At 67.4% G+C, this 23,125-nt stretch carries 19 protein-coding genes and 1 tRNA gene; 15 read left to right on the forward strand and 5 right to left on the reverse strand.

What is annotated here, in order from left to right; all coding sequences use genetic code 11:
• The first annotated feature begins 82 nt into the window (after positions 1–82).
• Positions 83–526 (forward strand): MaoC family dehydratase, encoded by a 444-nt coding sequence (locus tag BM353_RS06920; protein WP_092078345.1) that lies wholly within the window; start codon positions 83–85, stop codon positions 524–526.
• 2 nt (positions 527–528) lie between these two features.
• Here the strand turns inward: BM353_RS06920 and BM353_RS06925 are convergent, their stop codons facing one another.
• The 3 genes from BM353_RS06925 to BM353_RS06935 all read right to left on the reverse strand — a co-directional run bounded on the left by BM353_RS06925 (position 529) and on the right by BM353_RS06935 (position 3,782).
• Positions 529–1,794: an ABC transporter permease gene (locus BM353_RS06925; RefSeq protein WP_092078348.1), complete on the reverse strand. Its 1,266-nt coding sequence runs from the start codon at positions 1,792–1,794 to the stop codon at positions 529–531.
• The gene (locus BM353_RS06930) at positions 1,791–2,609 is read right to left on the reverse strand and encodes a taurine ABC transporter ATP-binding protein (protein ID WP_092078351.1); all 819 of its coding nucleotides are present in this window, start codon (positions 2,607–2,609) and stop codon (positions 1,791–1,793) included. The genes BM353_RS06925 and BM353_RS06930 overlap by 4 nt, the downstream gene beginning before the upstream one ends.
• Before the next feature lie 171 nt (positions 2,610–2,780).
• A complete protein-coding gene (locus BM353_RS06935; RefSeq protein WP_092078540.1) occupies positions 2,781–3,782 on the reverse strand; it encodes a taurine ABC transporter substrate-binding protein in 1,002 nt (333 codons plus the stop codon).
• Positions 3,783–4,092: 310 nt separating this feature from the next.
• On the opposite strand from BM353_RS06935, the gene BM353_RS06940 reads away from it, so the two are divergent.
• The 9 genes from BM353_RS06940 to BM353_RS06980 all read left to right on the forward strand — a co-directional run bounded on the left by BM353_RS06940 (position 4,093) and on the right by BM353_RS06980 (position 15,732).
• Positions 4,093–5,490: an aminotransferase family protein gene (locus BM353_RS06940; RefSeq protein ID WP_092078353.1), complete on the forward strand. Its 1,398-nt coding sequence runs from the start codon at positions 4,093–4,095 to the stop codon at positions 5,488–5,490.
• Positions 5,491–5,561: 71 nt separating this feature from the next.
• Positions 5,562–6,980, forward strand: a complete 1,419-nt coding sequence (locus BM353_RS06945; RefSeq protein WP_092078356.1) for a cryptochrome/photolyase family protein — start codon at positions 5,562–5,564, stop codon at positions 6,978–6,980.
• A gap of 74 nt (positions 6,981–7,054) precedes the next feature.
• Positions 7,055–8,263 carry an SAM-dependent methyltransferase gene (locus BM353_RS06950; protein WP_092078359.1) on the forward strand — a complete coding sequence of 403 codons (1,209 nt, stop codon included), beginning with the start codon at positions 7,055–7,057 and terminating at the stop codon, positions 8,261–8,263.
• Positions 8,264–8,318: 55 nt separating this feature from the next.
• Positions 8,319–9,464 (forward strand): gamma-glutamylcyclotransferase, encoded by a 1,146-nt coding sequence (locus BM353_RS06955; protein ID WP_092078364.1) that lies wholly within the window; start codon positions 8,319–8,321, stop codon positions 9,462–9,464.
• A gap of 84 nt (positions 9,465–9,548) precedes the next feature.
• Positions 9,549–10,592, forward strand: coding sequence for a cysteine synthase A (locus BM353_RS06960; protein WP_092078367.1), 1,044 nt, complete (start codon positions 9,549–9,551; stop codon positions 10,590–10,592).
• Positions 10,589–13,108 carry a DUF3772 domain-containing protein gene (locus BM353_RS06965; protein ID WP_092078370.1) on the forward strand — a complete coding sequence of 840 codons (2,520 nt, stop codon included), beginning with the start codon at positions 10,589–10,591 and terminating at the stop codon, positions 13,106–13,108. Before BM353_RS06960 ends, BM353_RS06965 begins: the two co-directional genes overlap by 4 nt.
• 91 nt (positions 13,109–13,199) lie before the next feature.
• Positions 13,200–13,289 (forward strand) — tRNA-Ser (locus BM353_RS06970).
• 122 nt (positions 13,290–13,411) lie between these two features.
• A complete protein-coding gene (locus tag BM353_RS06975) occupies positions 13,412–14,356 on the forward strand; it encodes a metallophosphoesterase (RefSeq protein WP_092078374.1) in 945 nt (314 codons plus the stop codon).
• Positions 14,357–14,439: 83 nt separating this feature from the next.
• On the forward strand, positions 14,440–15,732 hold the full coding sequence (locus BM353_RS06980; protein ID WP_177220469.1) for a DUF2254 domain-containing protein: 1,293 nt from the start codon (positions 14,440–14,442) through the stop codon (positions 15,730–15,732).
• Here the strand turns inward: BM353_RS06980 and BM353_RS06985 are convergent.
• Positions 15,729–15,932: a hypothetical protein gene (locus BM353_RS06985; RefSeq protein WP_092078380.1), complete on the reverse strand. Its 204-nt coding sequence runs from the start codon at positions 15,930–15,932 to the stop codon at positions 15,729–15,731. The two genes, BM353_RS06980 and BM353_RS06985, sit on opposite strands and share 4 nt — an antisense overlap.
• Before the next feature lie 96 nt (positions 15,933–16,028).
• Between BM353_RS06985 and BM353_RS06990 the strand changes: the two genes are divergently transcribed.
• From BM353_RS06990 to BM353_RS07010, 5 genes are all read left to right on the forward strand, one after another.
• Positions 16,029–16,463, forward strand: a complete 435-nt coding sequence (locus BM353_RS06990) for a hypothetical protein (protein ID WP_092078383.1) — start codon at positions 16,029–16,031, stop codon at positions 16,461–16,463.
• 119 nt (positions 16,464–16,582) lie between these two features.
• Positions 16,583–16,777 carry a CsbD family protein gene (locus BM353_RS06995; RefSeq protein WP_092078386.1) on the forward strand — a complete coding sequence of 65 codons (195 nt, stop codon included), beginning with the start codon at positions 16,583–16,585 and terminating at the stop codon, positions 16,775–16,777.
• A 204-nt stretch (positions 16,778–16,981) separates the two neighbouring features.
• Entirely contained in the window at positions 16,982–17,533 is a 552-nt protein-coding gene (locus BM353_RS07000; RefSeq protein ID WP_092078389.1) for a heme oxygenase-like domain-containing protein, read from the forward strand.
• Positions 17,526–20,087: an HWE histidine kinase domain-containing protein gene (locus BM353_RS07005; protein ID WP_092078393.1), complete on the forward strand. Its 2,562-nt coding sequence runs from the start codon at positions 17,526–17,528 to the stop codon at positions 20,085–20,087. The genes BM353_RS07000 and BM353_RS07005 overlap by 8 nt, the downstream gene beginning before the upstream one ends.
• Positions 20,084–21,727, forward strand: a complete 1,644-nt coding sequence (locus BM353_RS07010) for an FAD/NAD(P)-binding protein (RefSeq protein ID WP_143104114.1) — start codon at positions 20,084–20,086, stop codon at positions 21,725–21,727. The genes BM353_RS07005 and BM353_RS07010 overlap by 4 nt, the downstream gene beginning before the upstream one ends.
• Here the strand turns inward: BM353_RS07010 and BM353_RS07015 are convergent.
• Positions 21,724–23,097, reverse strand: a complete 1,374-nt coding sequence (locus BM353_RS07015; protein WP_092078399.1) for an NAD-dependent succinate-semialdehyde dehydrogenase — start codon at positions 23,095–23,097, stop codon at positions 21,724–21,726. The two genes, BM353_RS07010 and BM353_RS07015, sit on opposite strands and share 4 nt — an antisense overlap.
• Positions 23,098–23,125: the final 28 nt, after the last annotated feature.

Consider the following 23,125-nt stretch of genomic DNA (forward strand, 5'->3'; position numbering starts at 1 on the left):
TTCTGCGGTCGCAAAGTAATTTTATTCCAACATGAGGCGCTAATGCGTCTTTTAATTGCTCGCTGAACGGAGTGATCGGGTGATGTTGGACAATATGCCCCGCGGCACGATTTGCATCGAAGACATCGAGATGGGGATGGTGCGGCACCTGCGCAAAGAGGTGACCGACCGCGATATCGAGTTGTTTGCCGAGGTCTCGACCGACCGCAACCCGGTGCATCTCGACGAGGATTACGCCCAGGACACGATCTTCGCAGGGCGCATTGCCCACGGGATGCTGACCGCCGGGCTCATCTCCGCCGTGATCGGCGAGCAACTCCCCGGCCACGGCGCGGTCTACATGGGCCAGACGCTTCGGTTCCTTGCCCCTGTCCGGCCTGGCGATGTGGTGTTGGCCGAGGTCGAGGTGATCGGCATCGACCACGCCAAGCGCCGGGTGCAGCTCGATTGCCGCTGTCTGGTCGAGGACAAACAGGTGCTCATCGGGGAGGCCACGGTGCTCGCGCCCTCCCGCAAATTCGACTGAACTCAGCTCCGCCCCTTCCAAGGCACGAGCCGGTTCTCCGCGCGCCGCATCAGGATATCGATCCCGAAGCCGATCACGCCGATCAGGATGATCCCCATGATCACGATGTCGGTGTTCTGGAACTTCGAGGCGACCATGATCATCATGCCCGCGCCCTTCTCCGCCGCGACCAGTTCGGCGGCGACCACCGTCCCCCAGCAGACGCCCATGGCGACCCGCGCGCCGGTGAAGATCTCCGGCAGGGAATTGGGCACGATCACGTGACGCATGATCTGCCACTTGCTGGCGCCGAGAGAATAGGCCGCGTGAACCTTGGTGATGTTGACGCCGGAGACGCCCGCCCGCGCGGCGATGGCCATGATCCAGAGCGCGGCGAGAAACAGCAGGATGATCTTGCCGACCTCGCCGATGCCCGCCCAGATGATCACCAGCGGGATGAGGGCCAGCGGCGGCACCGGCCGCATGAACTCGACGATCGGATCGAACCAGCCGCGAAACCAGTTCGACAGGCCCATGGCATAGCCCAGCGGGATCCCCACCATCGCGCCGAAGAGAAAGCCCAGAACAACCCGGAAGAGCGAGAGGCCGAGATGCTCCCACAGGGTCGCGCCGCGGAATCCCTCGCTTGAGATCTCACCGATGCGGCGGAGGACATCTTCGGGCGGCGGCAACCAGATCGGCTCCATCTGCCAGCCCTTGGCCGGCTCGAAGTTCAGCGTGCCCTTGGGGCTCATGCCGACGCGGCCGTATTCGGTCTCGACCGAGCCGCCGGGGGCGATATCCATGCCGTTGACCGCCACGATGGTCGCGCCCTCTTCGCGGCCCACCTGGTCGTTGCGATCTACCCGGATCAAGCCGCTGCGCCAGACGCCGACCGTCGCGCTGTCGTTCTTGGCAAAGCCCTCGCCGGGGTCGATGGGCGGCGCCTCGACGGTCTCGCCGATCGGATGGACGAGGACGAGGACCTCGGCATCGTCGATGGGCCCGTTCGGCACGGCGACGGTGTAGGTGAACCGCGCCTCGCCCTCGAACGGCGCCGGGGCATGGAGAAAGCCGGGCACCCAGGACGAGCCGGTGAACGCGCCCCAGAGCAGGAAGATCGTGGCGACCGAGATCACGCTGGCAAAGCGGTTGGGCGTCACGGCGCTTTCATCGCCGAAGGTCACGGTCTTGAGCGAGGCGTAGTCGGTGATCGACTTTTGGGCGACGAATTTCACGATGAAGAAGGAGGCCACGAAAATGGCCACATAGATGAGCAGGATAATCATTGCGCCGCCCCCTGGCTTGCGGCCGGCCGGCCCATGATTTCCTCTTCCATGTCCCAGATCATGCCGAGGATCTCCTCCCGTCGCGCGTTGAATTCGGGATGTTTCTTGACCTCCCGCAGATCCTGCCCGACGCCGAGATCGGCAAAGGGCAGCCGGTATTCGCGGTGAATCCGGCCCGGGCGCGGCGCCATGACCAGCAGCCGTTCGCCCAGGAGCAGCGCCTCCTCGACCGAGTGGGTGATGAGGATGATGGTCTTGCCCGTCTCCTTCCAGAGCTGGAGCACAAGGCTCTGCATCTTCTCGCGGGTGAGCGCGTCGAGCGCGCCCAGCGGCTCATCCATCAGGATCACGTCGGGCTCATTGGCAAGGCAGCGCGCGAGGGCGACGCGCTGCTGCATCCCGCCCGAAAGCTCGTAGATCGCCTTTTCCTTGAAATCCGACAGGCCAACGATATCGAGCAGGTGATCGACCTTGTCGCGATAGTCGCGCTGGCGCTGGCCGGCCATGCGGGGCCCGAAGCCCACGTTCTCGCGCACGTCCATCCACTCGAAAAGCGCGCCTTTCTGGAAGACCATGCCGCGTTCGGCGCCGGGGCCGTGGACGCGGTGGCCGTTGATGCGGATCTCGCCGCCGGTGGGCGCAAGGAACCCCGCCACGATGTTGAGCAAGGTGGTCTTGCCACAGCCCGACGGGCCGAGCACGCTCATCAGCTCCCCCGGGGCGAGTGAGATCGAGACGTCCTTCAACGCCTGCACCGATCCGCCGCCGGGCAGATCGAACCTCATCGATACGCTCTCAATATCCAGTCCGCTCACGCATACCTCTCTTCCGGTCCTTCCGGGGGCCGCCGCCCCTCGGTCTGTCGCGGGCCGTTTCGCTGCGCCGCGCCATTTTGCGATTCATCGCTCCGGCCCGGATCTCTCCGCGCCGGGTCAGGTGCAGGGCCGCATGCCGGGGCCGCCCGCAGGGGCCCCGACCCGCGCCATTTACATGCCGCTTGCCGCGCTGAGCGGCCCGGCATTCACCGCGTTTTCATAGGTGTCGAGCGCCGCGTCGATGCTACCGGCCTCGACGAAGACATTCGCAACACCTTTCATGAACTCCGCCGCGCCGCCGTCGAGCCATTTCGGCCCGAGCTGTTCGTCAACCGAGGGGAAGACGAAGCCCGCGAGTGTGGCTTCGGTCGCATCCTCGTCCATCCCTGCGTCCTGGGCGATTGCGGGCAGCATCTCGGCGGTGTGCTCGCCGGAGTTCCACATCGCGTTGGCCTCGGCCGTGACGGCGAGGAACGCGCTGACCATGTCGGTGTTTTCCGCGACCCAGCCCGCAGGGCCGGTCGTCGCGTCGAAGACGAGAATGCCGAGGTCTTCTTTCTCAGCGCCGGTGAGCAGCACGTTGCCGTACTCCATCATGCGCCGCAGCGATCCGCCCCAACCGCAGGCCATATCCACCGACCCCTGCGCAATCGCCGCCGCGCCATCCGGCGGGGCCATGTCGACCACGTCCATCGATCCCACATCGACGCCGAAATGGCTCATCTGCTTGAGGAAGCCGTAATGCGCCGCGGTCCCGAGCGGAACGGCGACCTTCTTGCCGGCAAGCTCATCGGCGCTGTCCTTGTCGATTTCCAGCGATGCGGAGACGACGCAGTTGTCGTTGTCGGAATAGCTCACCGCCACGTCGAGGACCTGAAGATCCTGCCCGGCCGAGACCGCGACGACGAAGGGCGGGATGCCCTGGCTCACGGACATCTGCACGTCGCCCGAGGCCATCGCGGCGCTCATGGCGGTGCCGGTGTCGAAGCTGACCCAATCGACCTCGACGCCCATCGCCTCTTCGTACATGCCGGTGACCTTGGCGTACTGGAAGGGCATGGGCCATTCGAGAAAGTAGCCGACCGTGATCGAGCCGTGATCGTCGGCCATGGCGGCCTGCGCCCCGGTCAGAAGCGCGGCGCCCGCGACGGCGCTCCGCAGTGCGGTTTTCATGTTCATTATTGATCTCCCCGTGGTCTTTCGCGCGCGTTGAGAGCGCTCAGAAACTCGCCGCCCGCACAGTCTGCGCGCGCGACTGTGGCTGATGGAAAGGCATATTGCGCCCATGTACAAACAATTTGTTCGTTTTTTCGCGCGCGGACGTGACAAACCCGCCAAAGAGGGGCCGCTTTCGCGGCATCCCACCCCGGTCAATGACCGCGATGGGGTGCGAGTTCTTGGAGAGTGCGGCGCGCTCATGTAGCATCGCCCGACGACTCGGCCCCTGGGTGGCCGCCTCACGTTAATTCAGGGAGATCTCGGCATGGATGGCGGGATGAAAGACAACGATCTGTCAGGGATTGTCAGCGCCGATCGCGCGCATGTGTGGCACCATCTGACCCAGCACAAACCGCTCGAGACCACCGATCCCAAGATCATCGTCGAGGGCAAGGGGATGCGCGTGTGGGATCAGACGGGCCGCGAGCATCTCGACGCGGTGTCCGGCGCGGTCTGGACGGTCAACGTCGGCTACGGGCGCGAGCGGATCGCCAACGCGGTGCGCGACCAGTTGTTGCAGCTCAACTATTTCGCGGGCTCGATGGGCTCGATCCCCGGCGCACGCTTTGCCGAGAGGCTCATCGACAAGATGCCCGGGCTCTCGCGCGTCTATTATGCCAATTCGGGCAGCGAGGCCAACGAGAAGGCTTTCAAGATGGTGCGCCAGATCGCCCACAAGCGGTTCGGCGGCAAGAAGCACAAGATCCTCTATCGCGACCGCGACTATCACGGCACGACCCTCGGCGCGCTGTCGGCCGGCGGCCAGCAGGAGCGCAACGCGCAGTACGGCCCCTTTGCGCCGGGGTTCATCGAGGTGCCCCATTGCCTTGAGTACCGCGCCGCCGATCAGGGCTGGGGCGATCTGAGCGGCGAGGCCTATGGCCAGCGCGCGGCCGATGCGATCGAGGAGGTCATCCTGCGCGAGGGGCCCGAGACGGTCGGCGCGCTCTGTCTTGAGCCGGTCACGGCGGGCGGCGGCGTGATCCCCCCGCCGCCGGGCTATTGGGAGCGGGTCCAGGAGATCTGCCGCAAATACGAGGTGCTTCTGCACATCGACGAGGTGGTCTGCGGCGTCGGCCGCACGGGGACGTGGTTCGGCTATCAGCATTACGGCGTGAAGCCCGACATGGTGACGATGGCCAAGGGCGTGGCCTCCGGCTATGCCGCCATCGCCTGCCTCGTGACGACCGAGGAGGTGTTCGACATGTTCAAGTCCGATGCGGACGATCCGCTCGACTATTTCCGCGACATCTCGACCTTCGGCGGTTGCACCGCCGGGCCCGCGGCGGCGCTGGAGAACATGGCGATCATCGAGGAAGAGGACCTTCTGGGCAATTGCCAGGCCATGGGCGCGCGCCTGATGGAGAACCTCCACGGGCTGATGGAAAAACACCGCGTGATCGGCGACGTGCGCGGCGCGGGGCTCTTCTGCGGCGCCGAGCTGGTGGCGGACCGGGCGAGCAAGGAGCCGGTGTCTGAGGCGCTGGTCCGGGCGGTGACGGGCGATTGCATGGCGCAGGGCGTCATCATCGGGGCGACGAACCGCTCCGTGCCGGGCTACAACAACACCTTGTGTTTCGCGCCCGCCCTGATCGCCACACCCGATGACATCGACCAGATCACCGACGCGGTGGACGGCGCATTGAGCCGGGTTTTCGGCTGACGGGACCCCCGCCGGGTTGACCCCGGCGGGATCGCCCTAATTCTCCCGGGACACCTCGTGGAGACAGCGCCGTGACCGATACCCCCGTTCTTTTGTGGTTCCGCCGCGATCTGCGGCTGAGCGATCATCGCGCGCTGTGCGCGGCCTGCGAGACCGGCCACCCGATCATCCCGGTTTTCATCCATGACGGCGCGGTGGATGCGCTCGGGGCCGCGGCGACATTCCGGCTCGGCCTCGGGCTCGCGGATTTCGCCAACACGCTTGAGGCGCGCGGCAGCCGGCTCATCCTGCGCCGCGGCCCGGCGATCGGGGTGCTTGATGAGATCATCGAGGAGACCGGCGCGGGCGCCGTCTTCTGGAGCCGCCTTTACGATCCGCGCGCGCAAGAACGCGACGCCGAGATCAAATCCGCCCTCAATGGGCGCGGGCTGGAGGCGCGCTCCTTCCCCGGCCATCTGCTCTTCGAGCCCTGGACCGTCGAGACCGGGGGCGGCGCGCCCTACCGCGTCTATTCCCCCTACTGGCGCAATGTGCGCAGCCGCGATCCGGGCGAGCCGCTCCCTGCGCCCAAGTCCCTGCCCGCGCCCGCCGCCTGGCCCCGGAGCGACGCACTCGGGGACTGGGACATGGGCGCGGCACTGCGCCGGGGGGCCGAGGTGCTGCGCCCCTATATCGCCCCGGGAGAGGCGGCCGCGCAGGCGCGACTCGCGACCTTCACCGAAGAGAGGATCGAGCGCTACAAGGCGGATCGCAACCTGCCCGCACGAGCCGCCACATCGGACCTCTCCGAATACCTGACCCTGGGCGAGATTTCCCCGCGCCAGCTCTGGGCCGCCGGTCTGGCCGCACAGGAGCGCGGCGCGGCGGGCGCGGAGCATTTCCTCAAGGAAGTCACCTGGCGCGACTTCGCCTGGCACCTCGGCTACCACTGGCCGCGCCTTTTCACCGACAACTGGCGCGAGGAATGGGACGATTTCCCATGGGACGAGGACGAGAGCCGCCCGGAGGTCATCGCGTGGAAACAGGGGCGCACCGGCGTGCTCTTCGTCGATGCGGCCATGCGCGAGCTCTACGTCACGGGGCGGATGCACAACCGCGCGCGGATGATCGTCGCGAGCTATCTGACCAAGCACCTTTTGGCGCACTGGCGCATCGGCCAGCGCTGGTTCGAGGACTGCCTGATCGATTGGGATCCGGCGTCCAACGCGATGGGCTGGCAATGGGTGGCGGGCTCGGGCCCCGACGCCGCGCCCTATTTCCGCATCTTCAACCCCGAAACGCAGCGCGAGAAATTCGACCCCGACGAGGCCTATTGCCGGCGCTGGCTGGCCGAGCCCTTTGAGGATCCGAGCGCCGAGAGCCTGTCCTATTTCGACGCGGCGCCCCGCGCCTGGGGCCTCTCGCCGAAGGCGCCCTACCCCGCCCCCGTGGTCGGGCTCAAAGAGGGCAGAGAGCGCGCGCTGGCCGCCTATCACCGGGCCCGGGATTGAAAGTCTTAACGAAATTCTTGCCGCGCCGGGGTGGGCCAACTAAGTTTTCACGCAAGCAACGACGGGGCCTACGCATGATCCTGACCAGTACCGAGGGCCAGACCGGCCTGCCGCGCTACTTCGCGCAGGTGTTCGAGATGTCGAAAAAACTCAACAACGGGCGCGCCGACTTCGTGATGCCCGACGGGCGGCGGTTCCGCGTCGAGGGGCAAAACCCCGGCCCGGTGGCCGAATTGCACATCCATTCCGACGATGTCTTTGCCCGGCTGATCCGCGAGGGCGATCTGGGCTTTTGCGAGGCCTATGTCGATGGCGACTGGTCCTGCCCCGACCTGCAGGCGTTTCAGGATCTGATCCACACCGGCAACGAGGCGGTCTATGACGGCTTCCCCGGCCAGCGCCTGGTGACGCTTTATGAGAAATTCCGCTTCTGGCTGCAGAGCAACCACAAGACCCAGGCGCGCAAGAACATCTCCTACCACTACGACTTGGGCAACGATTTCTACAGCCTCTGGCTCGACGACACGATGACCTATTCCTCGGCCCTGTTCGAGACCGGGCAGGAGAGCCTCGAGGCCGCGCAACGCGCGAAATACGCCTCCATGGTCGATCAGATCGGCGCGCAGCCCGGCGATCACGTGCTTGAGATCGGCTGCGGCTGGGGCGGGTTCGCCGAATATGCGGCAAAGGAACGGGGCTTGCGGGTGACCGGGCTGACCATCAGTCAGGAACAGTTTAACTTCGCCAAGGAACGCGTTGAAAAGGCGGGTATTTCCGATCAGGTGACGCTCAAGCTTCAGGACTACCGCGATGAGCGCGGGCAATATGACGGGATCGCGTCGATCGAGATGTTCGAGGCGGTGGGCGAGAAATACTGGCCGGTCTATTTCAACACCGTGCGCGATTGTCTCAAGCCCGGCAAATGCGGCACGTTCCAGATCATCACCGTGCAGGACGCGCGGTGGGAGGTCTACAAGCGCGGGGTGGATTTCATCCAGAAATACATCTTCCCCGGCGGCATGCTCCCCTGCCCGCGACTGCTGCGCGAGCATGTGGCGGGGGCGGGGCTCGAAGTCGCGCGCCACTTCGAGTTCGGCCAGAGCTATTCCCAGACCCTGCGCCGCTGGCACGAGAGCTTCAACGACCGCTGGGACGAGATCGCCGCCCTGGGCTTTGACGCGCGCTTCCACCGGATGTGGGATTTCTACCTGACCTCCTGCGCCGCGGCCTTCGCCAGCGGCACCACCGACGTCACGCAAATCACCCTGCGCCGCCCGGCCTGAGCCCCGCCGCGCGCCGCGCCCTCCCCCGAAGCGCCAGACAAAGGCCCGCCCCCCCGTGACCAATGCCGTTTTCCTTTATGGCACGCTGCGCCATGACCCCTTGCGCCGGATCGTCCTTGGCCGGGAGAGCGCGCTCTCGCCCGCCCGGCTCGACGGCGTCGCGCTCTGCCCCGTGGCGGGCGGCGCCTATCCCGTGATCCGCTCCGCGCCGGGCAGCGTGGTGGAGGGGGCGCTGCTGGTCGATGCCTCGGCCGAAGATCTCGCCCGGCTGGACTTCTACGAATCCCCCTTCGGCTATGCCCGCGCGCCTTGCGAGGTCCGCTTGACCGGCACGGTGTCAGGCCCGGACGCGGAGCAGGTGGCGACGGTCTACCTGCCGGATTCGGAGCCGGAGACGCGGCCCGGCGTCTGGTCGCTTGAGGACTGGGCCGAGGCCGACGGCGCGCTGACCTGCGACGCCGCGACCGAGTTCATGGGCCATTTCGCGCGGCCCGACGCCGAACCCGCCCGCATGGCCGCGCTCTACCCCTATTTTCGCGCCCGCGCCTGGGCGCAGCGCCTGGCCCGCGCCCTGCGCCCGCGCAGGCAGCAAACGCCGATGGGCCGCGCCGATATCGACATCGCCCACCGCGCCCCGCTCTACAACGGCTTCTTCCGGCTGGACGGATTCACCCTGAGCCACCGGCGGTTCGACGGCCGCTGGAGCACGCCGATCGAGCGCGAATGCTTCATCGCCTATGATGCCGCGCTGGTCCTGCCCTATGATCCGGTGGCCGACCTCGTGCTGCTGGTCGAACAGCTCCGCTTCGGGCCGGTCCTGCGCGGCGATCCCGCGCCCTGGACGCTGGAGCCCATCGCCGGGCTGGTGGACGCGGATGAGGCGCCCGAAGACTGCGCCCGGCGCGAGGCGCTGGAGGAGGCCGGGTTGCGGCTGGACCGGCTGGAGCCGATGATGCGCGCCTATTCCGCGCCCGGCTATTCGACCGAATTCTTCCACTATTTCCTCGCCTTGACGGATCTGTCGGACCATCAGGCCGGGCTCGGCGGGCTGGCGCAGGAACACGAGGACATCCGCAGCCATCTGCTGAGCTTTGACGCGGCGATGGCGCTGCTCGACAGCGGCGAGATCAACGCAGGGCCCCTCGCGGCGATGCTCCTGTGGCTCGCGCGTGAGCGGGGCCGGCTGCGGGCGGCGGGCTGAGGACGCGGGAGTTTCGGCGGTTGATGTTTCACCCGCCGCGGCCTAGATCGGAAAGGCAATCCAAACCCTTGGGGGGACGCGCACATGCGTATCGCACATGATCTGGCCGAAGCCGTTGGCAACACGCCCCTGATCCGCCTCAAGCGGGCCAGCGAGGAAACCGGCTGCGAAATCTACGGCAAGGCCGAGTTCATGAACCCCGGCCAGTCGGTCAAGGATCGCGCGGCGCTCTTCATCATCCGCGATGCCATCGCCCGCGGCGCGCTCAAGCCCGGCGGGACCATCGTCGAGGGGACGGCCGGCAACACCGGGATCGGGCTCTCGCTCGTCGGCGCGGCGCTCGGGTTCAAGACGGTGATCGTCATCCCCGAGACGCAGAGCCAGGAAAAGAAGGACATGTTGCGGCTGGCGGGCGCGGAGCTCGTCGAGGTGCCCGCCGTGCCCTATCGCAACCCCAACAACTACGTGAAATATTCCGGCCGTCTTGCCGAAGAGCTGGCGAAAACCGAGCCCAACGGGGCGATCTGGGCCAACCAGTTCGACAACGTGGCCAACCGGCAGGCGCATATCGAAACCACCGGGCCCGAGATCTGGGAGCAGACCGGCGGCAAGGTGGACGGGTTCGTCTGCGCCGTTGGATCGGGCGGCACGCTTGCGGGCGTGGGCATGGCGCTCCAGCCCAAGGGCGTGAAGATCGCGCTCGCGGATCCGGACGGCGCGGCGCTCCACGCCTTCTACACCCGCGGCGAGATGGCCTCCGAGGGCAGCTCGATCACCGAAGGCATCGGGCAAGGCCGCATCACCGCCAACCTCGAAGGCTTCACCCCCGATTTCAGCTACAACATCCCCGACCGCGAGGCGCTGCCCATCGTCTTTGATCTGCTCTCCGAAGAGGGGCTCTGCCTCGGCGGGTCCTCGGGGATCAACGTCGGCGGCGCGATCCGCATGGCGCGCGAGATGGGCCCGGGCCACACCATCGTGACGGTGCTTTGCGACTACGGCACGCGCTACCAGTCCAAGCTCTTCAACCCCGAATTCCTGCGCGAGAAGGGCCTGCCCCTGCCCGGCTGGATCGCGGGCGAGGCGCCGCGCGCGACGCCGATCCCCACGGTATTCGCCGAAGCATGAGCCTGCGCGATCTGAGCCGCCGCGCTCTTTTCGCGCTCGCATCGGCGCTTCTTGCGGTCGGGCTGCTGACCGCCGCGCTCGCGCAGCAGGACACGAGCCCCCCCGACTACGAAACCTATGAGCGGCGGGCCAGCGCGGCCGAACAGCTGCTCGACAGCGATACGGCCTCCAACGCCGAGCTGGAGGATATCCGGGCGCAGATCGTCACCTGGCGCGCACAATTCGAAGCGGCCGAAAACACCAACGCGACCCGGATCGAGACGCTCCAGAGCCAGATCGAGGCGCTTGGCCCCGCCCCGGACACGGAGGCCGGCGAGACCGAGCCCGAGGAGATCGCCGCCCGCCGGCAAGAGCTTCTGGCCCAGCTCACCGCGCTCGAGACGCCGCGGGTCAACGCCAACACCGCGCGGGTGCGCGCCGACAGCCTGATCGACGGGATCGACCGCGAAATCCGCGCCCGCCAGAACGAAGCCTTGCTCGAGCGCGAGGCGATGCCGCTCAACCCGGCCAACTGGGAGCGCGCCTTTGCCGCGCTGCGCAGCGTGGCGGTCGAGATCGGGCGCGAGGTGTCGGGCAATCTCTCGGCGCAGCGGCTGGCCGAGCTGGAGACCACCTGGCCGCGCGTCTTTGGCATCCTCGCGATCGCACTCATCCTGCTGCTGCGGAGCCAGCGCTGGATCGCCCGGCTCGCGCATCACGTTCAGGAGCGGCGCCAGCGGCGCGGGCGCATCGCGCTGGCGTTCCTGATCTCGCTGGGCCAGGTGTTCTTCCCCGTGGCCGGCGCGATCCTCTTCGTGGTGGCCTTCATCAACACCGGCATCCCGGGCGAGACCGGGACGGTCTTCCTGCGCGCGCTGATCGGGTTTCTCGCCACCACCTTCATCGCCCTGTGGCTCGCGCGCAGCCTCTTTCCCGAAAACACGCAGCAGCCCGCCGCCTTCTCGCTCTCGGACGATCTGCGCCGCGGTGCCCGGGTCAGCTTCATCGCCACCGGTGTGCTCGCGGGGTTTTCCGTCGTGCTGGGCGCCTTTGTCGGGCTCGATCTCGTCCCGCCCGCGACGCGCGGCGTCTTCCTGTTGCCGTTCTACGCCGGGCTCGGGCTGCTCTACTTCCGCCTCGCGCGCTACATCACCCGCAGCATCGCCGAGAACACGCACGCCGAGGCCGAAACCCCCGCCCCCGAGGGCGAAGAGGAGAGCGATGGCGCCGGGCTCAGCCGGCAGATTCCCCGCCTGCTCTCGGGGTTCCTCACGCTGGTCGCCGTGACCGGCCCGCTGCTGGCGGCGGCGGGATATGTCAACGCGGCGCAATCGATCATGCTGCCCACAGCGCTGACCCTGGGCGTTCTGGCCCTCTTGGCCGCGCTCCAGCGCCCGATCCGCGATCTCTACGCGCTGGCGGCCAATGTCTCGATGGACGAGGCGCGCGACGCGCTCATTCCGGTGCTGATCAACTTCGGGCTGGCGGTCCTCGCCCTGCCCGCGCTCGCGCTCATCTGGGGGGTGCGGGCGACCGAGCTTGGCGAGCTCTTCATGACGTTCTCGCGCGGCTTCTCCATCGGCGAGACGCAAATCACCCCCGGCGCGCTGATCAAGGTTTTGCTGGTCTTCCTCGCGGCGCTCACCGCCACGCGGCTGCTGCAACTCGCGCTGAAATCTTCCGTTCTGCCGCGCACCTCGCTCGAGGTCGGCGCGCAGAACGCGATCCGCTCGGGCGTCGGCTATGTCGGCATCGCGCTGGCCGCCCTCATCGCGATCAACGCGGGCGGGATCGACCTCACGGCGCTGGCCTTCATCCTCTCGGCCCTCTCGGTCGGGATCGGCTTCGGCCTCCAGAACGTGGTGCAGAACTTCGTCTCCGGCATCATCCTGCTGATCGAACGCCCCATCAGCGAGGGCGACTGGATCGAGGTCGGCGGCAACATGGGGATCGTGAAATCCATCTCCGTGCGCTCCACCGTGATCGAGACCTTCGACAAGCAGCAACTCATCGTGCCCAACGGCGATTTCATCTCCGGGACCGTGACGAACTGGACACGCGGCAGCCCGCTCGGCCGGGCGGTCATCCTCGTCGGCGTCGCCTACGGCACCGATACGCGCAAGGTGGAGGAGATCCTGCTGGAGATCGCACGCGGCCATCCCGATGTGATGAGCTATCCCGAACCGGGAGTCGATTTCATGGGCTTTGGTGCCGACAGCCTCGATTTCCGGATGCGCGCCATGCTCTATGATGTGCACAAGCTGGTCGCCGTCAAATCCGAGTTGCACCACCGGATCACCGAACGTTTCGCCCGCGAAGGCATCGAGATCCCCTTCGCGCAGCGCGATCTGTGGCTGCGCAACCCCGAGACACTCACCCGGCCGGCGCCCGGCGGCGCGCCGGAGCCGAGCGGCGCCGAGAGCGCGCCCGACGCACCCGCGCCCGCTGCCAAATCCGACTCCAAACCTACCGCCGAAAACGCCGCCAACACGAGCGCCAACACAGGCGGCAACATGGGCGACCCGGAACAGGGGTGACGCGCCCCCCGGCACGGGCCGGATTCTCCGCCCGAAACCGGTGATTGCCCCCTTGCAACCGGCGCCGCAATGCGGATAGACAGCGGCCCACGGACAGTTGGCCGAGTGGTCGAAGGCGCACGCCTGGAAAGTGTGTAGGCGGGAAACCGTCTCGAGGGTTCGAATCCCTCACTGTCCGCCACCACCCTCTTCACTCATCGACGCAGCGCCCCACCGGGCCCGGGATTTTTCCGGTTGCGCCGGCGCCGCGCCCTGCGGAAGCTGGGCCGAACCGAGAGCCGAGGACACGTCAGGGAGCCCTGCATGACCAGCTATGACATCCTGCCCGATATTCACGGCCAATCGGCCAAGCTCGATGCGGCGCTCGCCGGGCTCGGATGGCGCCGACGCGCGGTCGGGTGGACGCATCCGGAGCCGGGCCGGCAGATCGTCTTTCTGGGCGATTTCATCGATCGCGGGCCGGACAACCGGGCCGTTCTCAAGACGGTGCGGGAGCTAATCGATGCGGGCAAGGCCCGGGCGATCATGGGCAACCACGAGCTCAACGCGCTGCATTTCCACACGGCTCACCCCGAGGACGGCCAGCCCCTGCGCGCGCATTCGGCCAAGAACATCCGCCAGCATCAGGCCTTTCTCGACCAATTCCCGCCCGGCGATCCGCAGACGCGCGATGCGCTGCGCTGGATGCGCGGCCTGCCGCTCTTTTTGGAAGACGACGGATTTCGCGCGGTGCATGCATGCTGGATCGAGGGGTCGATCGACCGGCTCAAGGCCCTCACGGGGGATGGCGTGCTGACCGAGGCACAGCTCATCCGCGCCGCCGATCGCGCGGAAGTTGACGAGCTCTTCCACCTCGCCGAGCAGATCACCAAGGGGCCGGAGCAGCGGCTCCCCGAGGGCCGGGCCTTCACCGACAAGGACGGAACCCGGCGGCATCACATGCGCCTGCAATGGTGGAACGCCGCCGCGCGGACCTGGCGCGATATCGCGATTTCCGTACCCTCCCTGGAGGATCTGCCGGACGCGCCCTTGCCCGAGGCGCTGTCCTCCAGCACCTATCCCGCCTCGGCGCGCCCGGTCTTTTTCGGGCACTACTGGCTCAGCGGCGATCCGGTGCTCCAGACCCCGAATGCGCTTTGCCTCGACTATTCGGCGGGCAAGGACGGCCCGCTCGTCTCCTATGATTTATCGGACCCCGCCGCGCCGCTTTCGACCGCTCGGATCCGGATCCACCCGGCGATCAGCTAGACGCCGCGCCCTTCCCAGTTGGCAATGCCCGCGCAAAGCCCCATGTTCAGCGGATGAGCCCAGGTCCGGGCCCCGGAGTTGCCATGTTCACCGATCCGCGCAGCGTGCTGACGCAAACCTTTCACAAGCTGCGCCGCACCAGCCGGATCCTCTGGGTGCGCGTGGCGCTGATCACCGGGCTTGCGGTGCTGGCCGCGCTGTCGGCCGAGCTGTTCGAAGCGGTGATCCCCCATGGCTCCACCGACCGTTTCTCCCAGAGCGCCACCTTGCCGATCCTGACGATCCTCGCCAACGGAATGCTCGCGGTCGCGACCTTCTCGCTGGGGGTCATGGTCTCCTCGCACCGCACGCTGGCCGAGCAATCGACGCCGCGCATCCACCGGCTGCTGATGGAGGACACCTCGACCCAATCGATGCTCGCCACCTTCATCGGCGCCTTCGTCTTCTCGCTCGTCGCGATCATCCTCTTCAACGCAGGCTATTACAGCGACGACGCGGCGGTGATCGTCTTTGCGGCGACGGTGCTGGTGGTGGGCGCGGTGGTGGTCTCGCTGGTGCGCTGGATCTCGCAGCTCACCCGGATCGGCTCGATGGAATACGCGCTGGACCGGGCCGAGAACGCGGCGCGCGAGACCTTCGAGGACATGCGCAGCACACCGCTTCTAGGGGGGCGGTCCTGGGCGGCGGATGGCGCGCCGGCGCATTCGACGGGTTTTGACGTGCCGCGCTCGGGGTTCCTGTCGCGGGTCGACATGGAGGCCTTGCAGGAGCTTGCGGAGCAGAACGACGCGGAGATCTACCTCGCCCACCAGCCGGGCGACCGGATCCTGAGCGGCGAACCGCTCGGCTGGATCGTCCCCGCGCGCGCGGATGCCGAAGGGGATGCCAAGCCGGATGCCAGCGCCTTTGTCATCGCCAACAGCCGGACCGTCGAGCAGGATCCGCGCTTTGCGCTCATCATTCTGCGCGAGGCCGCGGCCAAGGCGCTCTCGCCGGGGATCAACGATCAGGGGACGGCGATCGAGGTCATCGCGCGGCTGGAGCGGCTGCTGTGGGATGAGGCGCGCGAGACCGAGGCGCCTGAGCCGGCCTACCCCCGGGTCTACCTGCCCGAGCTGTCGCCCGAAGGCTTTCTGATCCACGCCTTTCGCGGCATCGCCCGGGACGGGGCGGCGCATGGCGAGGTGATGATTGTGCTGATCGACGCGGTCGCGCGGCTGAGCCGCCACGCGCCGTTCTCGGACGGGGACGCGGGGCGCATCGTCCTGCAGGACATCCACGATTTCGCCATGGCCGGGCTCGCTACGGAGCGCGAAAAGGACCGGGTGCGCGCCGAACTGGAGCGGGTCGGCTTCGAGCCCGACCCGAGCCCCTAGCCGTCCGGCGAGAGGACAGGTTCCGGCACGTTGCGGAACGGGCTTTCCTCGATTCCGGTCTGCTCCGCGCCGGTGCTCAGCGCGATGATGACAAGGACGATGGCCGCAATCAGCGCCGCAATCCCGCCCCAGAACATCCAGGACGGAAGCATGGCGCGCAGGCCGGCGATCTCGGGTTTTTCGGTCTCGGTGTGTCGCATGGGAACTCAACGCCGCGGGGCAAGTTGGGTTCCCGAGACCCGTTTTACACCCAATTCCCCGCGCCGAAGGCCGGGATCAGCCCATGGGAGGCGCAGATGATCGACCTTGTCGGAGAACGCAACACGGATCGCAAGGCGGTCGAGGCGCTGGCGGAGCTGCATCTTGCGCTGCGCGACGGGATCGCGCTGCTGGATGCCCGGCCCGATCCGGATGATCCGCAGTGCCGCGCCGCGATGGCGCGCCTCGCCCCCCTCCACCGCGATCATCAGCACAGGCTCGATGAGATGGCCGATATCTTCGACGCGATGGCCGAGACCGGCGAGACCTGGGCCAAATGGCTGCATGATCAGGCGGGCGCAGAGGCCGGCGCGCCCGATCCCGTCCGGCTCGCCGCCATCCGCAGCGGCGAGCGCCGCATTCTTGGCGCCCTCGATGCCTGCATGGCCCAGATCGTCAACGATCCGGTGCGCGGCACGCTGGAACAAATGCGCCAGGAGACCAATGACGCAACCGAAGCGCTGGACCTCTGAGGCGCCGTTGGGGCCCGCCGGCAAGCAATTGCACATGGCGCGGAGATTTCCGGGAACGAAAGCCGGGCCGCCCTCGTTGGTTTGCCAGACCCACACGTGAAACCTGAAAGGAAAGCGTCATGAATTGGGACCAAGTCCAAGGCAAATGGAAAGAATTCAAAGGCAATGCCCAGGCGAAATGGGGCGAGCTGACCGACGACGAGCTCGACCAGGTCGATGGCAACCGTGAAGCGCTGGAAGGCAAGATCCAGGCGAAATACGGCAAGACCAAGGAAGAGGCGCGTCGCGAAGTCGACGAGTGGCTAGACTCCTGAATTCGCAAGACAGCAGGGGCGCCGCGCGCGCCCCTGCCTGCCCCTCGCCCGCAGGCATCGAGCCGCGCCGCGCCACGGCGTCAAGACGCCGCTCGCAGGGCGCCTGTGGTACCCGCTTGACGCGAAGGATCGAATTCACCTCACTCGCCGCGGGTGGTACGTTTGAAGGATGATGCCTTCGATTCGTCCCGACCTCACACTCCAATGACGCTCCGAAACCGCCTCCGGCGCGATCTTTCGGCGTCTCACGGCGTTCTTGATGAGCGCGTTTCCCTCTTCTCCCTGACCGATCGCCGCGGCTTCACCGGCTTTCTGCGGATGCAGCAGGCCGCGCTTGGCCGACTTCAGCAGGCCGAAGCGGGCGGTCTGACCCGCGCGCTTATCCCTGCGCTTCTCGCCCGCACCGAGGCCGATCTGGCGGAGCTGAATGCCGCGCCGCTTTCGCCGCATCCTGCGCCGCTTCACCCGCTGGACCCGCTCGCGGTCGATTATGTGATCGCCGGCTCGCGGCTCGGCACCGTTCTGCTCCGCGCCCGCTGGGCCGCCTCGGAGAACCCCGACGTTCAGCGCGCCGCGCAGTATTTCTCTGCGCCCGACGGGCTCGACATCTGGCGCGCCGTCGCCGAGACCGCTCGCGCCATGCCCGCCGAGACCCGGCAAGCCGATCGCATCGTCGCCGATGCCGCCGCGCTCCTCACCCTTTACGGCGATCTCGCCGCCCGCGCCGCATTGGAGGACGCATCCGTCCATGTCTGAACCTCGCCCCGACCTCGATCCGCCCGAGGTCGACCTGACCAACTGTGACCGCGAGCCGATCCACATCCCCGGCCGCATCCAGCATTACGGCTGTCTGGTCGCGATCTCCGCCGACTGGATGATCGCCCACGTCTCCGAGAATTGCGACGAGGTGCTCGGCCGGTCCGCGAAAGACATGCTCGGGATGCGCTTCGTGGAGTTCTTCTCCGAAGAGACGGTGCATTTCCTGCGCTCCCGGATCCAGATCCTGGCGCTCGCGGACAGCACCGCGCGTGTCTATGACTACGATCTGATGGGCGACGGGCGGCGCTTCGACGTCTCGATCCACTACGCCGGCCGCATGCTGGTGTTCGAATTCGAACCGCGCGGCGCGAGCGACGTCCGGCGCGACGATCTCGCCCTTGTCCAGCCGCTGATCGCGCGCGTCCAACGCCATAACACGCTGGAGAAAATCGCCGCCGAGGGCGCCCGCGCGCTCAAGGGGCTGACCGGGATAGACCGCGTCATGGTCTACCGCTTCGAGCCCGATGGCTCGGGCGTGGTGATCGCCGAAGCCGTCTCTCCGGGGCTCGAGCCCTTCCTCGGCCTGCGCTACCCCGCGAGCGACATTCCCAAACAGGCCCGCGCGCTCTACACGCGCAATCTGCTGCGCATCATCCCCGACATTCGCGGCGAGACCTATCGCATCCTGCCCGAGCTCGGCCCCGAGGGCGCGCCGGTGGACCTCTCCAAAGCGGTGACCCGCGCGGTCTCGCCGATCCATCTGGAGTATCTCCGGAACATGGGCGTTCAGGCCTCGATGTCTGTGTCGATCCTGCGCAAGGGCGAGCTCTGGGGGCTCTTCGCCTGCCACCATTACGCGCCCTTTCACCTCGACTTTCAAAAGCGCAGCGCGGTGGAGCTCTTCGTCCAGCTCTTCAACTACGAGCTCGCGCAGTTCGAGATCACCCAGGAGCTCGCCGAAGTCGACAAGGCGCGCGGCGTGCACGACCGCCTCATGTCCCAGATCTCAAGCGGCGAATCCCTGTTCGATCTCTTCGATGCAGTCGCCGACGAGCTCGAGCCGATTATCCCCCATGACGGGGTTGCGGTCTATTCCGGCGGCGACTATCGCGCCCGCGGCATGGCCCCGACCAAGGAGGAATTCATCCCCCTCGCGCGGTTCCTCAACACCGCCGAGGCCGCGCAGGTCTATGCCACGGACAACCTCGCCGCGCGCTTTGCCGGCGCCGATGTCTTTGCGGGGCGCATCGCGGGCGTCCTGGCGCTGCCGATCTCGCGCACCCCGCGCGATTACCTCGTGCTCTTCCGCCGCGAAGTGGCGCGCTCGGTCACATGGGCGGGCAATCCCGACAAACCCGCAAGCCTCGGGCCCAACGGCGTCCGCCTGACCCCGCGCAAGAGCTTCGAAGCCTGGCAGGAGATCGTCCGCGATCACTCCAGCCCGTGGCGCCCGCGCGAGCTGCGGGCCGCCGAGGTGCTTCGGGTGACGCTGCTTGAGGTGGTGATCAAGCTCGCCGATGAGGCCAGCGAAAAGATGCGCCGCGCGCAGGACCAGCAAGAGCTGCTCATCGCCGAGCTCAACCACCGGGTCCGCAACATCCTCAACCTGATCCGCAGCCTCGTGACGCAAACCCGCGGCGGCGCCGACACGCTGGAGTCCTATGCCGCCCTGCTCGATGCGCGCATCCATGCCCTCGCACGCGCCCATGACCAGCTCACCAAGCGCGACTGGGCCTGGGTCCCGCTCCAGACGCTGATCAGCAACGAGGTCAACGCCTTCCTCTCCGATCGCGCCGATCGGGTGGTGATCTCCGGCGCGCATGTCGATCTGTCGCCCTCCGCCTTCACCACGCTGGCGCTGGTCGTCCACGAGCTGATGACCAATTCCGCCAAGTATGGCGCTCTGAGCCAGAGTGGCGGGCGTGTCGAGATCGCGATTGATCTCGATCCGGACGGCACCGCGCTGCTGAACTGGCGCGAAACCGGCGGACCGCCGGTACAGCCGCCCACACGCAAGGGGTTCGGCACGACGATCATCGAACGCTCCGTGCCCTTTGAGCTCAACGGCACGGCCGAGATCCGCTACCGCGTCGCCGGTGTTTCGGCGGCCTTCACCATCCCCGGCGGGCACGTCGAGCCCGGCGCGCCCCCGGCGCCGGAGGTGGTGGCCAATGTGCCGGAGAGACCCTCCGATCCCACACCGCTTACGGGCTCCGCGCTTGTGCTCGAAGACAACATGATCATCGCGATGGACGCGGCCGATATCCTCACCGAGCTCGGCGCGCAGGAGGTGCACACGGCCTCGAAGGTCTCGGAGGCGATGGAGCTTCTGGAGCGCGAGAGCATCGATTTCGTCCTGCTGGACGTGAACCTCGGCGGCGAGACCTCGCAAGCCGTGGCCGAACGCTGCGCCGAAGCGGGCATCCGCGCGGTGCTGGCCACGGGCTACGGCGGCGACGGCGAGGTGGTGGCCGATTTCCCGGATCTGGAGGTGCTGCGCAAACCCTATACCGCCGACCATCTGCGCTACCTGCTGCGGGGCAACGGGTGAGCGGGCCCGGCCCGCGCATTGCACTCGTCGGGATGGGCCCGCGCGCCCTTGGCGCTCTGGAGGCGCTGGCCGAACGGGCTCGCGCGCGCGGGATCAGATGCGCGGTCGACGGGTTCGACCCCTTCGCCGCTCCCGGTGCGGGCCCGAATTTCGATCCGGACGAAAGCCCGATCTGCAAGCTCAACATCCCGCTGCGCGATATCGCCATCCGCCCGCCGGAGAGCTCGGGCGTGGGCCGCTTTGCCGACTGGTCCAAGGCCGGTCTCGGGCCCGATGACTTCCCCACCCGCGCCGAGCTCGGGCGTTACCTCTGCGCCCGCTACGACGATCTCCTTCGCCAGAACGTGCTCGACATCCGCCATCTTCGCCACCGCATCACCGCCCTCAGCCGGCGCGCGGACGGCTGGTACCTGACCCATGGCGCGGGCTGGCTGGGCCCCTATGACGAGGTGCTCCTCACGCTGGGCCAACCGCCCAGCCGCCCAGATCCGCAAAAAGCCGACTGGGCCGAGCATGTGGCGCAGGGCGCGGGCGCTTTGGCGGAGGCCTATCCGGCGCGGGAACTCGCCGTCGCGGCAAGGGAGTGGGCCGGGAAAACCGTTGCGATCCGGGGGCTTGCCCTCTCGGCCTTTGATATCCTGCGCGTGCTGACCTGCGAACAGGGCGGCACGTTCACCGAAGAGGGCTATCGCGCCTCCGGGCGCGAGCCCGCGCGCATCCTGCCGTTTTCGCTCAATGGGCAGCCGCCCTACCCCAAGCCGCTGACCGAGACGCTCGACGCCTGTTTCGCGCCGCTGGAGACCGAGACCGCACGCTTCACGGCGGCGATTGAGGAGGCCGCCTCCGCCGCGAGCCCGGAGGCCGCGCGCGCCGCGCTCAATGCCGCGCTTATCCCGCCGATGGCGCGCATCCTGCGCTCCTCCAGCACAGCCGTCGATGAGGCCGCACTGCACGATTGGCTCGCGCAGGAATGGGCCGAGCCTGGCTCACAGCAGGACGAGACCGCGGGCCCCGAAGAGACCCTCGATCGCGGCATCGCCATGGCCACCGGAGCGGCGCCGCCCGGCATCGGCTATGTGCTGGGCCAGTTGTGGCGCAAATGGCAGGACCCGTTTCGCGCCGGTTACAACCCCGCCGAAACCCCGGCGGAAACCGCCGAGGCGCTGGTGGGGTTTGACGAGGGTCTCAAGCGCTATTCCTACGGGCCGCCGGTGGCGTCGAGCCGCGAGCTGCGGGCGCTGATCGATGCGGGGCTGGTGCGGCTGGATCTGGCCGTCGATCCTGAGATCGAGATGACCGGGAGCGGCTGGACCCTTGCCAAAAGCGGCAACCAAGAGGCGGTTTCGGTGATGATCGACGCGGTCATGCCGAGCCCCGATCCGATGACATTGGACGCGCCGCTTGTGGATGAGCTCATCGATGAGGGCTGGGTCGTGCGGCTGAGCGAGGCGCTGGCGGCGCACACCGCCGCCGATGGCGGGCTGATCGGCGCGGAGGGCCGCGATGTGCCGCCCGGGCTCTGTCTTCTGGGCCGTCTCGCGCTCGGCAGCGTCATCGCGGTGGATTCGCTGCACGACTGTTTCGGGGAGGCCTCGGACCGCTGGGCCCGAGGCGTCCTGTCACGTCAGGCGGGCGCCTAAGGCAGGTAAACGGCCTTGGCATTGACGAATTCGTGCAGCCCGAACCCGCCGTGCTCGCGGCCATACCCGCTGTCTTTCACCCCGCCGAAGGGCATGTTGGGATGCGCGGCGCCAAAGCCGTTGATCCGCACCATGCCGGTGTCGAACCGGGTGCGCGCCAGCTCGCGGGCGCGCTCGACGTCACGCGAAAAGATACCCCCGCCAAGCCCGTAGCGGCTGTCATTGGCGATGCGCATCGCGTCCTCGTCATCGCGGGCGCGGATCACGCTGGCGACCGGGCCGAAAATCTCATCGTCATAGGCGGGCATCCCGGGCGTCACATCGCCCAGAACCGTCGCGGGATAAAAGGCGCCCTCGCCGTCGGGGATCTCGCCGCCGCAAAGCAGCGTCGCGCCCTTCTCAAGGCTCTCCCGGACCTGCCCGTCCACGGTCTCGCGCTGCTCGAAGCTGCTCATCGGGCCAAGCTCGGTCTCGGGCTGGGCGGGATCGCCCATGCGGATGGCGCCCATCGCGGCGGTGAAGCCGTCGACAAAGCGGTCATAGACCGCCTCGGTCACGATGAAGCGCTTGGCGTTCACGCAGGTCTGGCCATTGTTGTAGAGTCGCCCCTGAACCGAGAGCGAGACGGCCTCGTCCACGTCGGCGTCCTCAAGAACGAGGTAGGCGTCATTGGAGCCGAGCTCGAGCACGGTCTTCTTGAGCGCGGCCCCCGCCTTGGCGGCCACATGCCGGCCCGCGCCGTCCGATCCGGTGAGGGTCACGCCGCGGATCTTGGGGTGGTCGATGATCTCGTCGGAGATGTCGTGATCGATGATCAACACGCCGAAGAGATGCTCGGGCAGCCCCGCATCCACACAGATCTCGCGCAGGCGCAGCGCGCTGCCGGTGCAGATCGAGGCGTGTTTGAGAACGCAGGCATTGCCCGCCATCAGCGTCGCCGCGAGGACGCGCACCGGCTGGTAGAGCGGGAAATTCCACGGCTGGATCGAATAGATCACGCCGATCGGCTGGAAGGTCACGAGGCCGGACTTGCCGTCGCCGAGATCGCGCGGCTGATCGGCGAGCGCCTCGGGCCCATGTTCGGCGGCGTAGTCGAAAAGCGCGGCGCAGAGCGCGACCTCGTCCTTCCCCGCCGAGAGCAGCTTGCCCATTTCGCAGGTCATCAGCCGGGCCAGCTCGTCGCTGTGATCGCGCAGCGCGCCGGCGATCCGGTGCAGGATCCCGGCGCGGTACTCGAAGCTCTCATCGCGCCAGTCAAGGAAGGCCTCATGCGCGGCATCAACCAGCTCGAAGGCTTTGTCACGGGACATTTGCTCGTAGCTTGCGAGCTTTTTCGAGGTGGTCGGGTCGAATGTTTCTACCTTGGACATCGCGCATCTCCTGCCATTGCGTGGCAGG

It is taken from the genome of Poseidonocella sedimentorum (assembly GCF_900116005.1).
Lineage (GTDB): Bacteria > Pseudomonadota > Alphaproteobacteria > Rhodobacterales > Rhodobacteraceae > Poseidonocella > Poseidonocella sedimentorum.